Origin of the sequence: Amycolatopsis alkalitolerans, assembly GCF_006152065.1 — a bacterium.
Classification (GTDB): domain Bacteria; phylum Actinomycetota; class Actinomycetes; order Mycobacteriales; family Pseudonocardiaceae; genus Amycolatopsis_E; species Amycolatopsis_E alkalitolerans.
The window spans coordinates 217,288-234,625 of the sequence record NZ_VDFW01000002.1; the positions used below are offsets into that span (position 1 = coordinate 217,288).

Sequence of the window (17,338 nt, forward strand, 5' to 3'; positions counted from 1 at the left end):
CCTTTCAGCCGGAACGGGACAACAGGCCGGGCAACCACGGCATTCCCGATCAGGGCGAAACGGGCACACTTTCGCGTTTCACCGCCGCCACTTCCTTGAGCAGCGCGGCCGCCGCCGCGCTCGCCGGTGCCCGGCTGACGCTGACGGTCTGCCACCGCGGCGGGCGCCCATCGAGCGCGATGAACCGCGCCTGGTCGGTCTTGGCGGAGAACGACCGCGGCACCAGCGCGATCCCGAGCCCGCAGGCGACGAGGTCGAGCAACGAGTGCACGTCGGTGACTTCGAGTGCGACCCGTCGGTGCACTCCCGCGCCGGCCAGCACCTCGTCGGCGTGGTCCCGCGCGCCCCAGCCGGCCGGGAAGTCGACGAATCTTTCCTTTGCCAGGCACGACAAGGCAACCGGGGACTCACCGGCCAGCGGGTGTTCGGGGGCGCACGCGAGGACGAGGGGCTCCGTCGCGAGCGGATCGGCGACGAGCCCTTCGGGCACCCGGGCCGTGCCGGACACGAACGCGACATCGAGTTGCCCGCCGCGCACCTGCTCGACCAGTTCGCTCGAACCGCCGTGCCGCAGCTGGAGATCGAGTCCCGGATGGCCCTGCAGGAACCCGGCGAGAAGCTGCGGCAGATGCAGCACGTGCAGGCACTGCAGCGAGCCGACGGCGAGGCTGCCGCGCAACAGGCCCTGGACGGCGGACACGGCTTCACGCGCGGCGTCGGTCGCCGAAAGCGCGCGGCGCGCTTCGCCGAGGAAGGCCTGCCCGGCGGCGGTCAGCTCGACCTGCCGCGTGTTGCGCAGGAACAGCGAAGCACCCAGCTCACGCTCCAAAGCCCGGATCGAGGCGGACAACCCCGACTGCGCGACGCGCATCCGCTGGGCGGCCCTGGTGAAATGGCTCTCCTCCGCCACGGCGACGAAGTATTCGAGCTGCCGAAGTTCCACTATTCATCACCCAGACTGCTCAACCCGATCAGAATCTGCTGTTGGACAGCTTAATCGGGGCGGGTAAGAGTGGATGGCGTAGTCAGGAGAAAGGGAACCACATCATGCGCACTCGCCGTCTCGGCGATGTCGAGGTCAGTGCGATCGGGCTCGGCGGTATGCCGATGTCCATCGAGGGCAGGCCCGACGAGGAGCGTTCCATCGCGACCATCCATGCCGCGCTGGACGCCGGCATCACCTTCATCGACACGGCCGACGCCTACCACCGTGACGCGGGTGAGGTCGGCCACAACGAGTCGCTGATCGCCCGCGCGCTCGCGAGCTACGGCGGCGACACGTCGGGCGTGCTCGTCGCGACCAAGGGCGGTCACCTGCGCCCGGGCGACGGTTCGTGGACGCTCGACGGTTCGCCCGAGTATCTGAAGAGGGCGTGCGATGCGTCACTCAAGCGGCTCGGGGTCGACGCGATCGGTCTCTACCAGTTCCACCGGCCCGATCCCAAGGTGCCCTATGCGGAGTCGGTCGGGGCGATCCGCGACCTGCTCGACGCCGGGAAGATCCGGTTCGCCGGGATCTCGAACGCGACGGTCTCCCAGATCCGCGACGCCAACGGCATCCTCGGCGGCCGGCTGGTGAGCGTGCAGAACCAGTTCTCGCCCGCGTTCCGCTCCAGCGAGTCCGAATTGGACTTCTGCGCCGAGCGCGAGTTCGCGTTCCTGCCGTGGAGCCCGCTCGGCGGGATCGCCAAGGCCGGTGAGCTGGGCTCCCGGTTCGCCGCGTTCGCCGAGGTCGGGCGCGCGCACGGGGTCAGCCCGCAGCAGGTCTGCCTCGCCTGGGAGCTGGCGAAGGCACCGGTGGTCATCCCGATTCCCGGCGCCAGCCGGCCCGAGACGATCCGCGACTCCGCGGCGGCGGCCGAGCTGACCTTGTCGCCGGAGGAACTGACCCGCCTGGACGCGGTCTGATGTCCTAAGTGGACTGCTGGCCTGGCCTGGAGCGCGACCTCGCCGGCTGTGTCACAGCGTGCCGGGAGGTGGCGGGAACGCGTAGAACCGCACCGCCACCTCACGTTCCCCGGGCACCGGATGGCGGTGCGCCTGGCAGTGCCGGGTGAGCAGGTCGCGATAGTCGTCCGCGAACCTGCGCAGTTCGGGCTCGGTGAGCCGGGCGGCGGCCCGGTGCGCCCGGCCCCAGGGCCCGAACTCCGCACGGTGTCCCGCCGCCCAGGCCAGCAGGCGCAGTTCCCGGTCGTACTTCTCGTCGAGATACCGCGCCACGCGGGCACGGTCGGGCTCGTCGATCTCGTCGAGCTTCGGTTCCCGGAAGTACTGCGGGAGCGCGCTCCACTTCCCGTCTCGGCCCTTGCGGGCGTACCCGTCCGCCGCCAGTGCGCCGAGGCGCGTCGCGATTTCGCTCCCGGCCTGGCCGGTGAGCCGAGCCAGATCGTCCACTGTGGAGGGAAGCGCGGCGAGCAACCGCCCTGCCAGCGGGTCGGTGTGCACCTCGATGTCCCGGACCGTGAACGTCCGCTCTCGGGGCCGGTCGACGAGCAGCCGGTTCGCCGCGACCAGCAGCACCGCGGCGATCGGCACCTCGGCACACGCCGCGAGCGCGACGCTGGTCCACCGGTCCGGCGAGGTCCAGTCCAGCAGCACGTCGAACCACGCGTCGCAGCACAGCAGCGTGGCCGTGGCCACGAGCAGCGGCACCGCGGCCCGGCGCCGGCGCAACCCGAGCCAGGCCGCGCCCGCGAAACAGCACAGCAACGCGACGTCGAACCCGACCCAGGCGGTGCGCCACTGGCCGGTGTCGAACCGTTGCGGCAGCGTATGCGCGAGGTACACGATCCACGGCGCCAGGCACACCGCCGCCCCGCCGAGGAACACGATCAGCATCTTCCGGATCACGGCCTCGACGCTAGAGAGAGCCGGGCGGGGCGGCATCCGGGATTTTCCCCCGGTTTCCCGGCGCCGGCGTCTCGCCGGTGGGCGGGTCGCTGGATCCTGGCACGTCACCCCGCATAGTCTTTGTCCCATGGGTTCACCGCAGCTCGGTCCCGCAGGCGGAACCGAGCCGTACGAAATCGTCGCGGTCGCGTCTTCGGCCGGCGGCATCGTTGCGCTCGGGCGCGTGCTAGGCGGGCTGCCGGAGGGGTTCGCGGTTCCCGTCGTGGTCGTCCAGCACCTCGATCCCCGGCATGAAACCGTGATCGCCGAGGTGCTCGGTCGCCGGTGCAAGCTGACCGTGAAACTGGCCGAGAACGAGGAGCGGGTCGAACCGGGCCGGATCTACGTCGCCCCGCCGAACCATCACCTGCTGGCGGGCCATGGGGGCGTGCTGACCCTGTCCAGCAGCGAGCTCGTGCACTTTCTGCGCCCTTCCGCCGATCTGCTCTTCGAGTCGGTCGCCGGCGCCTACGGCCCCAGGGCCATCGCGTGCGTGCTCACGGGCACCGGCAGCGATGGCGCGATGGGCGTCCGCGCGGTGAAGGACCGAGGCGGGACCGTGATCGTCGAGGATCCCGAGTCGGCCGAGTTCAGGGGAATGCCGGACGCGGCGGTCGCCACCGGTGCGGTCGATTTCGTGCTGCCCCTCGGCGAGATCAGCACGGTGATCAGCGGCCTGGTCGAGGCGAGGAGCGCATGATGGCGACCGATCCCGACGGAAAAGTCGACAGTGACCTGGAAACGTTGCTCGGCTTCATCCGTGACGCGCGGGGCTTCGACTTCACCGGGTACAAGAGGTCTTCACTCGCGCGCCGGATCCGCAAGCGCATGCAGGACGTCGCCGCCACCGAGTACTCCGACTACCGCGATCTGCTCGAGACCAGCGCCGAGGAGTTCGATTTCCTCTTCAACTCGATCCTGATCAACGTCACCAGCTTCTTCCGGGACACCGAAGCGTGGTCCTACCTGCAACGCGACATCCTGCCCGAGCTGCTGACGCGGACGGGCAAGGAGATCCGCGTCTGGAGCGCGGGCTGTTCGAGCGGGGAGGAGGCATACTCGCTGGCGATCGCCTTCTCCGAGGCGCTCGGCGTCGAGGAGTGCATCGAACGGGTGAAGATCTACGGCACCGACGTCGACGAGGAAGCCCTCCAGGAGGCGAGGAGCGGGGTCTACCCGGCGAAGTCGCTGGAGCCGCTCACGACGGAGCTGCGGGATCGGTACTTCGAGCCGTCCGGCACCAGGTTCGTCTTCCGTCCCGACCTCCGTCGCCGGGTGATCTTCGGGCGGCACGACATCACCAGGGACGCGCCGATCTCCCGCCTCGACCTGCTGGTGTGCCGCAACACGCTGATGTACTTCAACGTCGAGACCCAGAACCAGATCATCGACCGTTTCCACTTCGCCCTGCGCGAGGGCGGCTACCTGTTCCTCGGCAAGGCGGAGATGCTGCTGTCTGACAGCGGGCGGTTCGACGTCGTCAGCATGCGCCGGCGCATCTTCAGGCGCCGGGGTGGCCGGGCCATGACGACCAATCCGGCACCGGTCAAGCTCGACATCAGCGCGGGGACGGAGGTACGGGAGGCATCCCGCCGCCGCTTGCTGCGTGACCTCGTGCTGGACGCCGCCCCGAATGCCCAGATCGTGCTCGACGACTCCGAGTCCGTCTTCCTGATCAACAGCCAGGCGCGGGGACAGTTCGGCCTCACCTCCCAGGACGTCGGCCGCCCGTTCCGGGACCTCGAGGTGTCCTACCGGCCCACGGAGCTGCGTTCCCTGGTCGAGCAGGCCAGGACCGAGCGGCGGACGATCCGCCTGACCTCGGTGGAGCGCGGGCGCGGCGACGACGTCCAGTACTTCGAGGTGCTGATCCAGCCACTGTGGAACACGAACAGCCTGTGGATCGGCACGAGCATCACCTTCGTCGAGACCACCTTCGTGACCCGGCTGCAACAGGACCTCAAACGCCACCGGGAAGATCTCGAGACCGCGTATGAGGAGCTCCAGTCGACCAACGAGGAGCTGGAGACCACCAACGAAGAGCTCCAGTCCAGCATCGAGGAACTGGAGACCACCAACGAAGAACTCCAGTCCGGTAACGAGGAACTGGAGACGATGAACGAGGAGATGCGGGTCCGCAGCTCCGAACTGGAGGAGACGCGGACCTTCCTGGAGGGCGTGCTGGCCAGCGTCGCCGCCGGCGTGGTGGTGCTCGACGGGGACCTGCGGATCCGCAGCTGGAACCGGGAAGCGCAGGAACTCTGGGGGCTGCGCGCGGACGAGGTGTACCAGCAGGGGTTCTTCGCCCTCGACATCGGCCTGCCGACCGAGCAGCTTCGTGGTTCCATCGAACGGTGCGTCACGACGAAGGAACCGAGCGGGTCCATACATGTCGACGCGGTGAACCGTAGAGGGCGGGCCATCACCTGCTTGGTGAGCTGCTCGCCGCTCGACGGGCAGACCAACGGCGTGGTTCTGCTCATGGAGGAGGTTCAGCGGGATTGAGTATGCTCGACGCCGTGGAACCGCCCGGAGGAACCGGGGACAGTGTCGCGGCGGCGTGGAAGCGCGCGGACGACGAGCGGCAGCGGGCCGCCCGGGCGGCCGCCGTCGCCGCACGTCATGAAGAGCAGATCACCCGTGGTCCGGCTGCGATGCGCTCGTTTCACGAGAACATGGTGCGGCTCCACCGGGTGATGGAGAACCGTCACCGTGCCGCGTTCGAGATCCACGCGGCGTACGCCCGGCGCCTGGAGAAGTGGCGGGACAACTGGTCCGGCGACGGACCGCCCCCGTTCATGACGACCGTGGCGGAGATCAGCGGTTCACCCAGCGCGCTGGTCACCCTGGTGGGCGACCACCGGTCAGAGGCGCTGGTGGCCGCCTCGGACCAGGTGGCCAGGACCGCGCACGACCTCGAGTCCACTTTGGGTGAGGGCCCGGCGCGCGACGCCACGGCAGGGCGCAGCCCGGTCGCGGTCATGGACGCGGCGCTCGACGAGCGGTGGCCGCTCTACGGACCCGCGATGCGGCGGCTCGGCATACGGTCGGTCGCCGCCGCCCCGCTGCGCACGGAAAACCACTGCTTCGGTGCTCTGGCCGTGTTCCGTCGCCGTCCGTTCACCCGGCACGAGGGGGTCCCGGAGCTCGGCGCCGTCGCGGACGCGCTGACGCGCAGCGTGTTGCTCGCCGACGAACTGCCGTTGCTCGCGGACACCGACCGCCAGCCCGTCGTGAACCAGGCGACCGGGTCGGTCTCGGTCCAGTGCGCCTGTTCCCTCACCGACGCGTTGGCGCTCATCCAGGCCCACGCCTTCGCCGAGGGCGAGCCGATCGAAACCGTCGCGGCGCGGGTGATGAGCGGTCAGCTCCGCTTCAGGTAGCGCTCGGAAGCCACCGGGCCCGGACCGGGAAGGTCGAACCGGCCGCTGACGACCTCACGTGCCAGGTCGTGCAGGCGGCGGTTGTGCCTGCGGGCGTAGGCGCGCAGCGCGGCGAAGGCCTGATCCGGGGTCATACGGTGGCGCGCGGCGAGGATGCCCTTGGCCTGTTCGATGTCGACGCGGCTGGACAGCGCGCCCTCCAGCTGCGCCGACAACCGTTTCTGCTGGTCCAGGTCCCGGGTGAGCGACAGCAGGGTGGCGGCATGGATGCCGAGGCTGCGGGCGGTAGCGTCCTGCTCGGCGGTGAGCGGCCCCGGCCGGCTGCGGAACACGATCAGCCCGCCTTCGATGATGTCGTTGCAGTGCAACGGGATCGCGTCGACGGAGGTGAACCCGCCCGCGAGGGCGGCGGCGGTGAACGCCGGCCACCGCGGCGCGCTGGCGGACACGTCCGCAAGCCGGACCGGACGACCGGACTGCCGGCTGTGCAGCGCCGGCCCCTCTTTGGGGAGCAGGTGGAGCAGCCGGCGCATGGCCGGGCCGTCGGGAACGCCACCGGCGCCGTCGTCGAGCAGTACGGCGGCGGCGTCGACCTCGAGCAGGTCCTTGGCATGCCCGGCGACGAGTTCCGCCCGCCGCACGGGCTCGTCATCGAGCACGATGTTCTCCGCCAGCGCCGCCATGGCCTCGACGAACCTGATCGGCAATCGTGCGGTGTCGCTCACCACGCACCTCCCTGCCCCAGGTTCGCCACGCGCGGATTCCCCGGCCACGCCATCTTACGGCCGGCGGGGTCGTGGTCGCCGGGTCGTACGCGCTTTTGAAGATTCGGAAGCACAAGGCGAGCATCGAGACCGAGGAAGCGACGAAGAACGCCTTCGTGATGCCCTTTATCAGCACCGTCCTCGGCTACGACGTGTTCAATCCCGCCGAGGTCATCCCGGAATTCACGGCCGACGTCGGGACCAAGAGAGGCGAGAAGATCGACTACGCGATCGCCCACGACCGGCAGGTGCAGGTGCTCGTCGAGGTCAAGAAGATCAACGACGCGCTGAAGATCGAAGGTCGGTGATCAGCGCCGCCGGTGAGCTCAAGTACATCGGGCAGCTCAAACGGATCCTCGCCGCCCAGTTCAAGCAGCCTGAGGACGAGTGGGTCCGGTTCCTGAACCCAACGGGTACGCGCAAAGCGCTACCGGGTCGTACGCGCGATCGCGTGCGGCGAAGTGCCGGTGGCCCGCGTTTTCGGTCGAGACACGAAGACCTATTTCGGCGTCCTCCTCGACGACAACAACCGCAAGCCGATCGCGCGGCTTTGGTTCAACCGGGCCAGGAAGTATCTGGGCGTGTTCGACGAGGACAAGGTGGAAACCCGGATCCCGCTCGAGCACGTCGAGGACATCTACCAGCACGCCGAGCGCATCCGGCGGACCGTGCGCCGCTACCTGGACGCGGCCGGCACGCCCGCGTTTGCCGATCGGCTCAGCTCTGCCACCCTGGACGGAGGAGCCGACAAGGAGCTGAGTTGAAGCCGTTCGAAGGACGGGTCGCGCTGATCACCGGGGCCTCGGGAGGGATCGGGACCGCGCTGGCCGCCCGGCTCGCGGAAGCCGGGGCCGACCTGGCCCTCGCCTACGCCGGCCACCGCGAGGACGCGGCCCGCGCCGCGGCCGAAGTCGATGTGAAAACCCTGCTGCTGCAAGGGGATCTGGCCGATCCGGCGGTGCCGGAGCGGCTCGTCGAGCGGACACGTGACGAGCTGGGCGCGGTCGACATCGTGATCGCCAATGCGGGCATCGGGAAGCAGCTGAACTGGGACGAGGTCGACACCGGCACGTGGGACGCCACGATGGCGGTCAACACCCGCGCCCCCTTCCTGCTCGCGCGCGCCGCGCTGCCGGCGATGGTCGAGCGCGGCTGGGGGCGGCTCCTCTTCGTCTCCTCGATCGCGGCGCTCAACGGCGGCCTCGTGGGCCCGCACTACGCGGCGAGCAAGGCGGCGCTGCACGGCTTGACCCATCACCTCGCGCCGCGCGTGGCGGGCAACGGGGTCACGTGAACGCGATCGCGCCCGCGCTCATCAGCGGCACCCGCATGCTGCCGAAGGGCGATCTCCCCGTGCGGATCCCCGTCGGCCGGCTCGGCGAACCCGACGAGGTCGCGAGCATGGCGCTGTCGATGCTGACCAACGCCTACCTGACGAACAAGGTGATCGCCGTGGACGGCGGGCTGTTCGCCTACTGATCGCTGCGGCGCTCGCGTCGAGATCACCGGCGGCCAGATGATCGGCGATCGCGGTGTGCTGGTCGATCAGCGCCGCGACCGGGCTGACCATCCCCGCGCGCTGTGCTTCCAGGACCTGCCGGAGCCCGTCCAGCGTCCCGGCGTCGAGCCGCTCGACCGCGTCACGGAGTGTTGCACGGCGCGTAGCCGCGGCGCATGTCCCGATGAGCGGCCCGCCATGCGCCGGCCCCGCCGGCACATGGTCCACGTCGGCGGTGGCGGTGGAGCGCGCGTTCGAGTACTGGCGTGACCTGATCTGCGAGACGTTCGTCCAGCTCGCGGCGGCACCGACGAGGCCGGGCAGGTTCGTCGGCAGCCTTACTTCGCGCTCATCGCCATCGCCAAGTCCGCCGCGGACCCGGTGGGGCACTACTCGCGGCCGGATGTGTTCCGCCTGCGGGTGAACCTCGCCGCGAACCCGCGCATCGTCCACAATGGATCCGAGGAGCCGGAGCCCGAGGACGTTGAACTGGTCACCGCGGACGACGTGTGAGCCGTCCCGCGATCGCGTCGTCCAGCAGGCCGCTCACCGTCTCCCGCGCGCAGGTCCGGTTCGCCCCGATCCCGCCGGACGGTCCGCGTTTGATCCAGCCGGTGACGTACGTCCCGGGTCGCACGCGCCCGCCGGTGTGCGGGATGGTGCCGGTCGTCTCGTCGAAGGGGAGGCCGGGTAGCGGTGTGCCGCGGTAGCCGATCGCGCGCACGACCTGCCCGGCCGCGATCTCCACGCCGTCGGCCAGGCGGACGCCGCGGACCTGGTTGTCGCCGAGGATCTCCACCGGGGTGGAGTGGAAGCGCAGGACGATACGGCGGCCTTCGGCAGGCGGCGCGGACCAGTCGAACGGTGGATCGACGAGCAGGTCGGCATCGGGGCGCCGGGTGAGCGCCAGCAGTTCCGGCTGGGTACAGGCGGCGTGCTCCTGGCCGCGTCGCCCCAGCACGACGACCTCGCGCACCTTGCTCGATTCCAGCCGTGCCAACGCTTCCGGCGCGATCGACGTACCGCGCAAACCGGCCGGGTCCGCGGTCAGGATCCGCGCCACGTCCAGCGCGACGTTGCCGTTGCCCACCACGACCACGCGCTCGGCTGACAGGTCGATCGCGTCCGGCGGCACGTCCGGATGCCCGTTGTACCACGCGACGAGCGTTGTCGCGGCGACGCTTCCCGGCAGGTCTTCGCCGGGGATCCCGAGCTTCCGGGCGGAGGACGCACCCACCGCGTAGATCACCGCGTCGTGCCGGGCAGCGAGTTCCTCGACGGTGACGTCCCGCCCGACCTCGACGCCGAGCTTCAGGCGCAGCCGCGGATGGCGGTGGAACCGGGCGAACACCTCGCCGATCTTCTTCGTCGACGGGTGGTCCGGCGCGACGCCGAACCGCACCAGCCCGCCGGCGACCGGCAGGCGGTCGATCAGCGTGACGCGGGAACTGGTGTGCAGCAACAGGTCCTCGACCGCGTACATCGCCGCCGGGCCGGTGCCCACGACCGCGACGTCGAGCGGGGCGAAATCGCTCGGCAGGATCCGGCTGAACGACGGCGGGCCCCACGCGTGGAAGTTGGGGGACACGGCCGTGGGCAGGCCGGAGTCCGCGTAGTGGGCGGCGTTGATCTCCGAGTACGCCTCGAGCGCCCCGGTGAGCGCGTCCGCCGGGAAGATCGCGTCGACGGGGCAGGCGTCCGCGCAGGCGCCGCAGTCGATGCAGGTGCGCGGGTCGATGTAGAGCATCTCGGTGGTGCCGAAGTCGGGTTCGCCCGGCGCCGGGTGGATGCAGTTGACCGGGCACACCGACACGCACGACGCGTCGTTGCAGCAGGTCTGGGTGATCGCGAACGCCATGGCTTCAGATCAGGTTCGCGCGCTGGTAGAACCACATCGCGGCGCGCGTGAGCAGCCCGGCGGAGCCGAGGAACTCCATCAGGCCCGCGCAGCTCGAGCGCAGCATCGACTTGTGGTGCTCGTTCGCCTTCGCCTCACGGATCGCGCGTTCGGCGTCGAGACCCGCGTTGGCGTACACCTCGCGGCTGACCATGCTGGTCACGATGAAGTAGGAGGCGACGGCCACGGCCAGGCCGTTGATCTGCTTGCGCAGCCGGCCGGCGCCCTTGAGCCGCTCGCGGGTCTCCTCGCGGGCGAACTGCATGTGCCGGGACTCCTCGACCACGTGGATGTTGTTGATGGTGCGGACGAACGGCGCCACCCGCTCGTCACGCATCCAGTCGCGCTGCATGACGTCGAGGACCTCCTCGGCGACCAGGATCGCGGCGTAGGCGGCCTCACCGGAGGCGATCGTCTTGAACGCGCGCCCGAGTTCGACCACGAGGCGCCGGGGCCGGTAGGCGGGGGCGCCGAGCTTCGCCGCGCCCCGCGCGAACATGATCGAATGCCGGCACTCGTCGGCGATCTCGGTGAGCGCCCACTGGAACGCCGGGTCGGTCGGGTCCTTCGCGTAGAAGTCCCGCAGCACCATCTGCTGCAGGATCATCTCGAACCAGATCCCGGTGCTCGCGACGGAGGCCGCCTCGTGGCGGGTCAGCTCGCGCTGCTGCCCTGGCGTCATTTCGGCCCAGTACGCGGTGCCGTAGAGCGTGCTCCACTCGGGGCTCGCCCCGTGGTGGCCGGTGTCGAGCGGGGTGTCCCAGTCGACCTCGCGGGCCGGGTCGTAGGACAGCGTGTGCGCGGAGTCCAGCAGCCGGCGCGCTACGTCCTCACGCCCGCGGGTCTGCTTGTCGACGCTGGTCATATGGGTCTCCCGAACCTGTTACCGCGATTTACTGTTACCCAAGGTAACACGAACGGGCTGGCTTGCCAACCGTCAGCGGTTCACCCCGCCACCAGCCGGCGGAGGCGATGACGGATCCCTCAAGGTGCTCGGCGGCCACTCACCCGCCAGCCGCATTCCTAACCTCCAAGGTCGGTACGGCTGGCCCGTGGCCGGGTCGTCGTGCCGCGGACGATCAGCTTGGGTTGCACGACGTGGTCGGCGGGCGCGTGGTCCGGGTTTTCGAGGCGGGTGACCACGGCGCGGACGGCGAGGTCGGCCTGCCGGTCCGGTGCCTGCGCCACGGTCGTCAGGTCGATATGCGACAGCTGGGCGAGCCTGCTGTCGTCGAAGCCGGCGACCGAGACCTCGTCCGGGACCGGCACCCCGGCCCGGTTCATCGCGTCGAGGAACCCGACGGCGCACCGGTCGTTGCTGGCGAACACCGCGGTCGGCATGCCGGCCCGGTCGGCGAGCAGCGCCTCGGCCACCTGCGCGCCCGACTCCTCCGTCTGGTCTCCGGGCAGCACCCGCGCCGCCGTTTCCAGGCCGTGCCGCCGCAGCGCGGCCCGGTAGGCCTTGCGCCGTTCCGCGGATCCCGGCCGGTTGCCGCCGTCGATGTGGGCGATCTCCGTATGGCCCAGTTCGACCAGGTAATCGACGACCTCGCGAGCCCCGCGCGCTTCGGCTGTGTGCACGGTGTCGACCCCCGCGCCGGCGACGCTGCGGCCGACGACGACCGCCGGGACGCGCCGCCCGAGGTCGGCCACGTAGTCCGCGTCGAGGTTCGGGCCGAGCAGGATCAGGCCCTCGCACCGGTGGCTCAACAGCGCCTCGACGGCTGCCCGCTCGTCACGTGTCGGTACGGCCGCCGCCAGCAGGATGTCGTAGCCGAGTTCCTCGGCGACGGGGTAGATGCCCTCGACGAGGTCGGCGTGGAACGGGTTGCGCACCGTCATCATCACGCCGAGCACCTTGCTGCGGGACCGGGCCAGCAGCTGTGCCGCGCTGTCGGGCCGGTAGCCGAGCTCCCGCGCCGCGGCGAACACCCGGTCCCGCGTCTCGTCGCTCGGGCCCCGTTCGTTGCGGAAGACCAGCGACACCAGCGCGCGCGAAACGCCGACGCGCGCCGCGACGTCGGCCATCGTCGGGCGGCCGCGCGGACCGGCGGTGCCCTGGGTTCCCTTGCTCATCGTCCCCTCGGCAGGTCTTGACAGGCTGCGGTGGCTGAGCCCATAGTACCGGGTGTTAGAGCGCGCTAGTAGAGCGCGCTAGGCCCGCCCCGGCACAGGGAGGTGTGTGGGTGACCAGCGCGTTCGACGTCGTCACGATGGGCCGGATCGGGGTGGACATCTACCCGCTGCAGACGGGCGTGGTCCTGGAGGACGTCACGTCCTTCGGCAAGTACCTCGGGGGCAGCGCGACCAATGTGGCCGCGGCCGCGGCGCGGTACGGCCGCCGGTGCGCGGTGATCACGAAGACAGGCGCCGATCCGTTCGGCCGGTTCATCCACCGTGCCCTGTGTGGTTACGGCGTGGACGACCGGTTCGTCGGCACGTCGCCGCAGCTGCCGACCCCGGTGACGTTCTGCGAGATCTTCCCGCCGGACGATTTCCCGCTCTACTTCTACCGTTTCCCGAAGGCGCCCGATCTGGACATCGTGGCCGGAAACCTGGACTTCGGCCCGATCCGCGCGGCGAAGATCTTCTGGGTCACCTGCGGACCGGGCACGGGCGGTGAACGACCTGGCGCCCCAGCCCGCGGGCTGGGGCTATTCCAGGCTACGGGCGCTCGATGGCAGCCATCGTGTGTCCACTGGGGACAGTGCCACCCGGGTTCGCCTCGGTCGGTTCGCTGTCGGAATCGCTGTGCTCGCAACGGTCCGGCGCGCGGTTCCAAGGCGTACGAGACCTATGCGGCCACCAAACGAGCCCAGCGCCATTACCTGTAGGAGCAGCGTGAAAACCATCGAACACTGGATCAACGGCGCCGGCCGCACACCGAGCCGCCCTCACGAGCTAGGAGCAGTATGACCACCGCACCGACGCGCGCCGTCATCGGCAACCTGTGCCTGGGCACCGCGCCCGACTCGTGGGGCGTCTGGTTCCCCCACGACGAGCGGCAGGTGCCCTACACTCGGTTCCTCGACGAGCTGGTCGAGGCCGGGTACAAGTGGCTCGAACTCGGCCCGCCCGGGTACCTGCCGACCGATCCGGAACGGCTGGCCGACGAGGTCGGCTCGCGCGGCCTCCGGGTCTCTGGCGGCACCATCTTCGGTGCCCTGCACCGCCCGCACGAGTGGGCCGAGATGGTGGCCGCCACCCGCAAGGTCGCCGAGCTGACCGCCGCGGCCGGGGCTCACCACCTGGTCTACCTCCCGCCGATGTACCGCGACGAGAAGACCGGCGGCTTCACCGAGTCCCCCGAGCTGACCGCCGAGCAGTGGAACGCGTTCGGCCGCCGTGCCGGCGAGCTGGGCAAGATCCTGCTGGAGGAGTACGACGTGCGGCTCGTGCTGCACCCGCACGCGGACAGCCATATCCAGACCCAGCCGGAGATCGAGCGCTACCTCAACGAAAGCGACTCCCGCTATGCGAACCTGTGCCTGGACACCGGGCACGTCGCGTACGGCCGCGGCGACGCCGTCGAGCTGATCCGCCGCTACGCCGAGCGCATCGGGTATGTCCACATCAAACAGATGGACCCCGCGGTCCTCGACCGCGTCTGGGCGGAGAACCTGGGCTTCGGCGAGGCCGTCAAGCTCGGGGTCTGCGTCGAGCCGCCGGCCGGGGTGCCGAACCCGGCCGAGGTGATCGACGAACTGTCCACACTGGACGCGGAGGTCTTCGTGATCGTGGAACAGGATCTGTACCCGTGCGAACCGGACGTGCCGCTGCCCATCGCGACGCGCACCCGGCGGTACCTGAACTCGCGTGGCCTGCGGGGTGACGTATGACGGTCCACATCGGAGTCATCGGGACCGGGATGATCGGCCAGGACCATATCCGGCGGCTGACCGGCGTGGTCACCGGTGCCGAGGTGACCGCGGTTACCGACGTCGACGCGCGGCGTGCGAAAGAGGTCGCCGCCGGGGTGGGCGCCCGGGCACTGCCCACCGGGCAGGACGTGATCGTCGACGCGCTCGTCGACGCGGTCGTGGTCACTTCGTGGGGCCCCACGCACGCCGAGTACGTGCTGGCCGCGATCGAAGCCGGCAAGTACGTGTTCTGCGAGAAACCACTGGCCACCACGGCCGAGGACGCCCTTCGCATCGTCGAGGCCGAGGAGGCGGCCGGGCGCCGGCTGGTGCAGGTCGGCTTCATGCGCCGCTACGACCAGGGGTACCGCGCGATGAAGCGGGTCATCGGTGAAGGCGGGATCGGTTCGCCGCTGCTCATGCACTGCGCGCACCGCAACCCGGCCGCGCCCGAGTCCTACCACTCGGAGATGGCCACGCAGGACACCGCGATCCACGAGATCGACACGATCCGGTGGCTGCTGGACGACGAGATCGTTTCGGCGCAGGTGCTCAGACCTCGCAGCACCTCGAAGAGGTTCGAGCACCTGCAGGACCCGCAGATCATGCTGTTCGAGACCGCGAGCGGGGTGCGGATCGACCTCGAAGTGTTCGTGAACTGCCAGTACGGGTACGACATCCAGTGCGAGACCGTCGGCGAGACCGGTACCGTCCGGCTGCCCGATCCGGCCGATGTCTGGCTGCGCACCGCGGGACAACTGCGGACCGAAGTAGCGCAAGGCTGGAAAGAACGCTTCGCCGCGGCCTTCGACCGGGAACTCGCCGAATGGGTGGCGTCCATTCAGGACGGCAGGCTGGCGGGGCCCGGCTCCTGGGACGGCTACGCCGCCGCGGTGATCAGCGACGCGACGGTGGACGCGCTGCACAGCGGCCGTGTCGTGCCGGTGCGGCTGAAGGACCGGCCCGCCTTCTACGGAGGCCGGCCATGAAGATCGCCATCGACCCGACCATGTTCCGCATGCTGCCGATCGCGGAAACCCTGCGCACCGTGGCCGATATCGGCTACGAGTACCTCGAGTTCTCACCACGCGAGGATTTCATGCCGTTCTTCCTCCGGCCGCGGTTCGACGACGAGAAGGTCGCCGAACTGAAGAAGGCGCTCCGCGAGACGGGCGTGAAGATCGCCAGCGTGCTGCCGCTGTACAAATGGTCCAGCACGGACGAAGACGAGCGGCAGGCCGCGGTGCGAAACTGGAAGCGGATGATCGAGGTGACAGCCGAACTCGGCTGCCCGCTGATGAACTCCGAGTTCAACGGGCGCCCGGAGAAGGCGGCGCAAAGCGAAGCCGCGTTCTGGCGCTCGATCGAGGAACTGCTGCCGGTCTTCGAACGCGAAGGTATCGCGCTGAACCTCGAGGCGCACCCCGACGATTTCTGCGAGCTCAACAATCCCGCGGTGGACCTGGTCCGTGCCGTCAACAAACCCTGGGTGAACTACCTGTACTGCGCGCCGCACACCTTCCACCTCTCCGACGGCGCGGGCGACGTCGCCGAGATGATGCGCTACGCCGGTCCCAAGCTGCGGCACGTGCACATCGCGGATTCCTTCAACCACAAGGCGTCCTCCGGCCTGCGGTACATCCTGAACCCGCCCGGCACCCCGGCGCGGATTCACCAGCACCTCGACATCGGGCAGGGCGAAGTGAACTGGGACGCATTCTTCGCCACCCTGCGCGACCTCGACTTCGACGGCGTGGCGACGGTCTGCGTGTTCGCCTGGGAAGACCGCGCCGTCGAATCCAGCCGGTTCATGCTCGACCGCGTGACCCAGGAATTGGCCGCCTAGTGTCGTGTGATCCTGTCCGGTTTACGTTGCCGTGTTTGCCCATAGGGTCGGTGGGTTTGTCCGCTGCGGTGTCGAGTTGGCTGGTCCGGTCGCTGACTTTGCCCCCGGCGACAGCGGCCGGCCAACTCGATAACGCCCCGAGCCAACTCAGCGACGCCAAGGGCCAACTCAGCACCCTGGCAAACAAACACACCCGCGCGCAAAGACAACAAGATCACGAAACGCTAGAGGAAAGTCACCCCGCGGCGGCAAACACGCCTGGCTAGAGGAACGACCAGGCGCCTTCGGGGTGGTGCCGTGCCACGAAGGCGGCGAGATCCTGGGGTCGTGGCGCGCTGGTCGCGCCGCCGAGGCCGGTGACGGAGATGGCGGCGCTCAGCGTGGCGAAGCGGAGCCGGGTGCGCAGGTCCCACTCGTGGCGGGCCGAAGCCATGAACGTCGCGACGAAGACGTCGCCGGCACCGGTCGGGTCCCGGACGTCCACCGGGACGGCAGGCAGTTCGATGAGCGTGCCGGAGGTGGAGTCGACCGCGACGACGCCGTCCGCGCCGCGCGTGACGACGACCAGCGGAACGCGTTCGGCCAGTGCCTTCGCGGCGGACACCGCGTCGCCGGTGCGGGTGTAGCGCATGGCTTCGACGTCGTTCGGCACGAACACGTCGATCTCGGCGAGCCGGTCGAGCACCTCCGGTGACCAGGCGCCGGTCTCGTCCCAGCCGACGCCGCCGAAGATCTTCGTGCCGGCCGCGCGGAGCCGGGACACCCACGGCGGGATACCGCGCGCGATGCCGATATGGGTCGCGCCGATCGGGCCGAGGTTCCCGGGCAGCCGCAGGTGGCCGAGCCGCCGCTGATACGTGATGAAGCTCCGGTCCCGCGCGCCGGTCAGCGACACCGTGACGGGGCTCTGATACCCGGGCACGCGTTCCAGCAGGCTCGTGTCGAGGCCGGGTTCCGCGGCGAGCACCGCGCGAACATGCGCGCCGAGCGGGTCGTCGCCGAGCCGCGAGACGAGCTTCGTGCGCGCGCCTGCCCTCGCGGCCGCCACGGCCCGGGTCGCCACCCCGCCCGGGCTGATCCGGAAGCCGTCGGCGAAGACCTCGGTGCCGGCGGAAGGTGCGTCGACACCGGTGAAGATGACATCGCAGAAGATGTCGCCGGCGAACAGCAGTTCGGCGCCCGGGGGTGGTGCGGTCACAGG

At 69.9% G+C, this 17,338-nt stretch carries 20 protein-coding genes; 13 read left to right on the forward strand and 7 right to left on the reverse strand.

Annotation, left to right across the window (positions count from 1 at the left end):
- Positions 1-49: 49 nt before the first annotated feature.
- The gene (locus FG385_RS03080) at positions 50-943 is read right to left on the reverse strand and encodes a LysR family transcriptional regulator (protein ID WP_139095047.1); all 894 of its coding nucleotides are present in this window, start codon (positions 941-943) and stop codon (positions 50-52) included.
- A gap of 104 nt (positions 944-1,047) precedes the next feature.
- On the opposite strand from FG385_RS03080, the gene FG385_RS03085 reads away from it, so the two are divergent.
- The gene (locus tag FG385_RS03085; RefSeq protein WP_139095048.1) at positions 1,048-1,908 is read left to right on the forward strand and encodes an aldo/keto reductase; all 861 of its coding nucleotides are present in this window, start codon (positions 1,048-1,050) and stop codon (positions 1,906-1,908) included.
- A gap of 51 nt (positions 1,909-1,959) precedes the next feature.
- Here FG385_RS03085 and FG385_RS03090 read toward each other — a convergent pair whose 3' ends face one another.
- Positions 1,960-2,850, reverse strand: a complete 891-nt coding sequence (locus tag FG385_RS03090) for a hypothetical protein (protein WP_235022350.1) — start codon at positions 2,848-2,850, stop codon at positions 1,960-1,962.
- 127 nt (positions 2,851-2,977) lie between these two features.
- Between FG385_RS03090 and FG385_RS03095 the strand changes: the two genes are divergently transcribed.
- Genes FG385_RS03095 through FG385_RS03105 form a run of 3 tightly spaced genes read left to right on the forward strand, consistent with a single transcriptional unit; the run spans position 2,978 to position 6,272 of the window.
- Positions 2,978-3,589: a chemotaxis protein CheB gene (locus FG385_RS03095; RefSeq protein ID WP_139095049.1), complete on the forward strand. Its 612-nt coding sequence runs from the start codon at positions 2,978-2,980 to the stop codon at positions 3,587-3,589.
- Positions 3,589-5,394 carry a CheR family methyltransferase gene (locus FG385_RS03100; RefSeq protein WP_139095050.1) on the forward strand — a complete coding sequence of 602 codons (1,806 nt, stop codon included), beginning with the start codon at positions 3,589-3,591 and terminating at the stop codon, positions 5,392-5,394. Before FG385_RS03095 ends, FG385_RS03100 begins: the two co-directional genes overlap by 1 nt.
- 14 nt (positions 5,395-5,408) lie before the next feature.
- A complete protein-coding gene (locus FG385_RS03105; RefSeq protein WP_160148710.1) occupies positions 5,409-6,272 on the forward strand; it encodes a GAF domain-containing protein in 864 nt (287 codons plus the stop codon).
- Here FG385_RS03105 and FG385_RS03110 read toward each other — a convergent pair.
- Positions 6,254-6,997 carry a GAF and ANTAR domain-containing protein gene (locus FG385_RS03110; RefSeq protein WP_139095052.1) on the reverse strand — a complete coding sequence of 248 codons (744 nt, stop codon included), beginning with the start codon at positions 6,995-6,997 and terminating at the stop codon, positions 6,254-6,256. The genes FG385_RS03105 and FG385_RS03110 overlap by 19 nt on opposite strands.
- Positions 6,998-7,092: 95 nt before the next feature.
- On the opposite strand from FG385_RS03110, the gene FG385_RS34665 reads away from it, so the two are divergent.
- The 5 genes from FG385_RS34665 to FG385_RS35245 all read left to right on the forward strand — a co-directional run bounded on the left by FG385_RS34665 (position 7,093) and on the right by FG385_RS35245 (position 9,047).
- Positions 7,093-7,344 (forward strand): hypothetical protein, encoded by a 252-nt coding sequence (locus tag FG385_RS34665; protein ID WP_235022351.1) that lies wholly within the window; start codon positions 7,093-7,095, stop codon positions 7,342-7,344.
- 153 nt (positions 7,345-7,497) lie between these two features.
- On the forward strand, positions 7,498-7,800 hold the full coding sequence (locus FG385_RS34670) for a hypothetical protein (RefSeq protein WP_235022352.1): 303 nt from the start codon (positions 7,498-7,500) through the stop codon (positions 7,798-7,800).
- A complete protein-coding gene (locus FG385_RS03120) occupies positions 7,797-8,330 on the forward strand; it encodes an SDR family NAD(P)-dependent oxidoreductase (RefSeq protein ID WP_200834272.1) in 534 nt (177 codons plus the stop codon). The genes FG385_RS34670 and FG385_RS03120 overlap by 4 nt, the downstream gene beginning before the upstream one ends.
- Positions 8,327-8,515, forward strand: coding sequence for a Rossmann-fold NAD(P)-binding domain-containing protein (locus FG385_RS34245; protein ID WP_200834273.1), 189 nt, complete (start codon positions 8,327-8,329; stop codon positions 8,513-8,515). Before FG385_RS03120 ends, FG385_RS34245 begins: the two co-directional genes overlap by 4 nt.
- 400 nt (positions 8,516-8,915) lie before the next feature.
- Positions 8,916-9,047 carry a hypothetical protein gene (locus FG385_RS35245; protein ID WP_268815896.1) on the forward strand — a complete coding sequence of 44 codons (132 nt, stop codon included), beginning with the start codon at positions 8,916-8,918 and terminating at the stop codon, positions 9,045-9,047.
- Here the strand turns inward: FG385_RS35245 and FG385_RS03125 are convergent.
- The 3 genes from FG385_RS03125 to FG385_RS03135 form a co-directional block, all read right to left on the reverse strand.
- Positions 9,028-10,392 (reverse strand): FAD-dependent oxidoreductase, encoded by a 1,365-nt coding sequence (locus FG385_RS03125; RefSeq protein WP_139095053.1) that lies wholly within the window; start codon positions 10,390-10,392, stop codon positions 9,028-9,030. The two genes, FG385_RS35245 and FG385_RS03125, sit on opposite strands and share 20 nt — an antisense overlap.
- Positions 10,393-10,396: 4 nt before the next feature.
- Positions 10,397-11,296 carry an AurF N-oxygenase family protein gene (locus FG385_RS03130; RefSeq protein ID WP_139095054.1) on the reverse strand — a complete coding sequence of 300 codons (900 nt, stop codon included), beginning with the start codon at positions 11,294-11,296 and terminating at the stop codon, positions 10,397-10,399.
- 158 nt (positions 11,297-11,454) lie between these two features.
- Entirely contained in the window at positions 11,455-12,507 is a 1,053-nt protein-coding gene (locus tag FG385_RS03135; protein WP_235022353.1) for a LacI family DNA-binding transcriptional regulator, read from the reverse strand.
- Between the two features lie 110 nt (positions 12,508-12,617).
- On the opposite strand from FG385_RS03135, the gene FG385_RS35545 reads away from it, so the two are divergent.
- From FG385_RS35545 to FG385_RS03160, 4 genes are all read left to right on the forward strand, one after another.
- Positions 12,618-13,265, forward strand: a complete 648-nt coding sequence (locus FG385_RS35545) for a PfkB family carbohydrate kinase (protein WP_407645448.1) — start codon at positions 12,618-12,620, stop codon at positions 13,263-13,265.
- A 78-nt stretch (positions 13,266-13,343) separates the two neighbouring features.
- Positions 13,344-14,270: a TIM barrel protein gene (locus FG385_RS03150; protein ID WP_139095055.1), complete on the forward strand. Its 927-nt coding sequence runs from the start codon at positions 13,344-13,346 to the stop codon at positions 14,268-14,270.
- Positions 14,267-15,280 (forward strand): Gfo/Idh/MocA family oxidoreductase, encoded by a 1,014-nt coding sequence (locus FG385_RS03155; RefSeq protein WP_139095056.1) that lies wholly within the window; start codon positions 14,267-14,269, stop codon positions 15,278-15,280. Before FG385_RS03150 ends, FG385_RS03155 begins: the two co-directional genes overlap by 4 nt.
- Positions 15,277-16,137 (forward strand): sugar phosphate isomerase/epimerase family protein, encoded by an 861-nt coding sequence (locus FG385_RS03160; protein ID WP_139095057.1) that lies wholly within the window; start codon positions 15,277-15,279, stop codon positions 16,135-16,137. The genes FG385_RS03155 and FG385_RS03160 overlap by 4 nt, the downstream gene beginning before the upstream one ends.
- 262 nt (positions 16,138-16,399) lie before the next feature.
- On the opposite strand, the gene FG385_RS03165 is transcribed toward FG385_RS03160, so the two are convergent.
- Positions 16,400-17,335, reverse strand: a complete 936-nt coding sequence (locus FG385_RS03165) for a carbohydrate kinase family protein (protein ID WP_160148711.1) — start codon at positions 17,333-17,335, stop codon at positions 16,400-16,402.
- Between the last annotated feature and the right edge of the window lie 3 nt (positions 17,336-17,338).

What these genes read in the sequence shown, in the direction of transcription:
- FG385_RS03095 (WP_139095049.1), top strand. Translation starts at nt 2,978, where the DNA reads ATGGGTTCACCGCAGCTCGGTCCCGCAGGCGGAACCGAGCCGTACGAA.
- FG385_RS03160 (WP_139095057.1), top strand. Translation starts at nt 15,277, where the DNA reads ATGAAGATCGCCATCGACCCGACCATGTTCCGCATGCTGCCGATCGCG.
- FG385_RS03085 (WP_139095048.1), top strand. Translation starts at nt 1,048, where the DNA reads ATGCGCACTCGCCGTCTCGGCGATGTCGAGGTCAGTGCGATCGGGCTC.
- FG385_RS03135 (WP_235022353.1), bottom strand. Translation starts at nt 12,507, where the DNA reads ATGAGCAAGGGAACCCAGGGCACCGCCGGTCCGCGCGGCCGCCCGACG.
- FG385_RS03125 (WP_139095053.1), bottom strand. Translation starts at nt 10,392, where the DNA reads ATGGCGTTCGCGATCACCCAGACCTGCTGCAACGACGCGTCGTGCGTG.
- FG385_RS03150 (WP_139095055.1), top strand. Translation starts at nt 13,344, where the DNA reads ATGACCACCGCACCGACGCGCGCCGTCATCGGCAACCTGTGCCTGGGC.
- FG385_RS03100 (WP_139095050.1), top strand. Translation starts at nt 3,589, where the DNA reads ATGGCGACCGATCCCGACGGAAAAGTCGACAGTGACCTGGAAACGTTG.
- FG385_RS03155 (WP_139095056.1), top strand. Translation starts at nt 14,267, where the DNA reads ATGACGGTCCACATCGGAGTCATCGGGACCGGGATGATCGGCCAGGAC.
- FG385_RS03130 (WP_139095054.1), bottom strand. Translation starts at nt 11,296, where the DNA reads ATGACCAGCGTCGACAAGCAGACCCGCGGGCGTGAGGACGTAGCGCGC.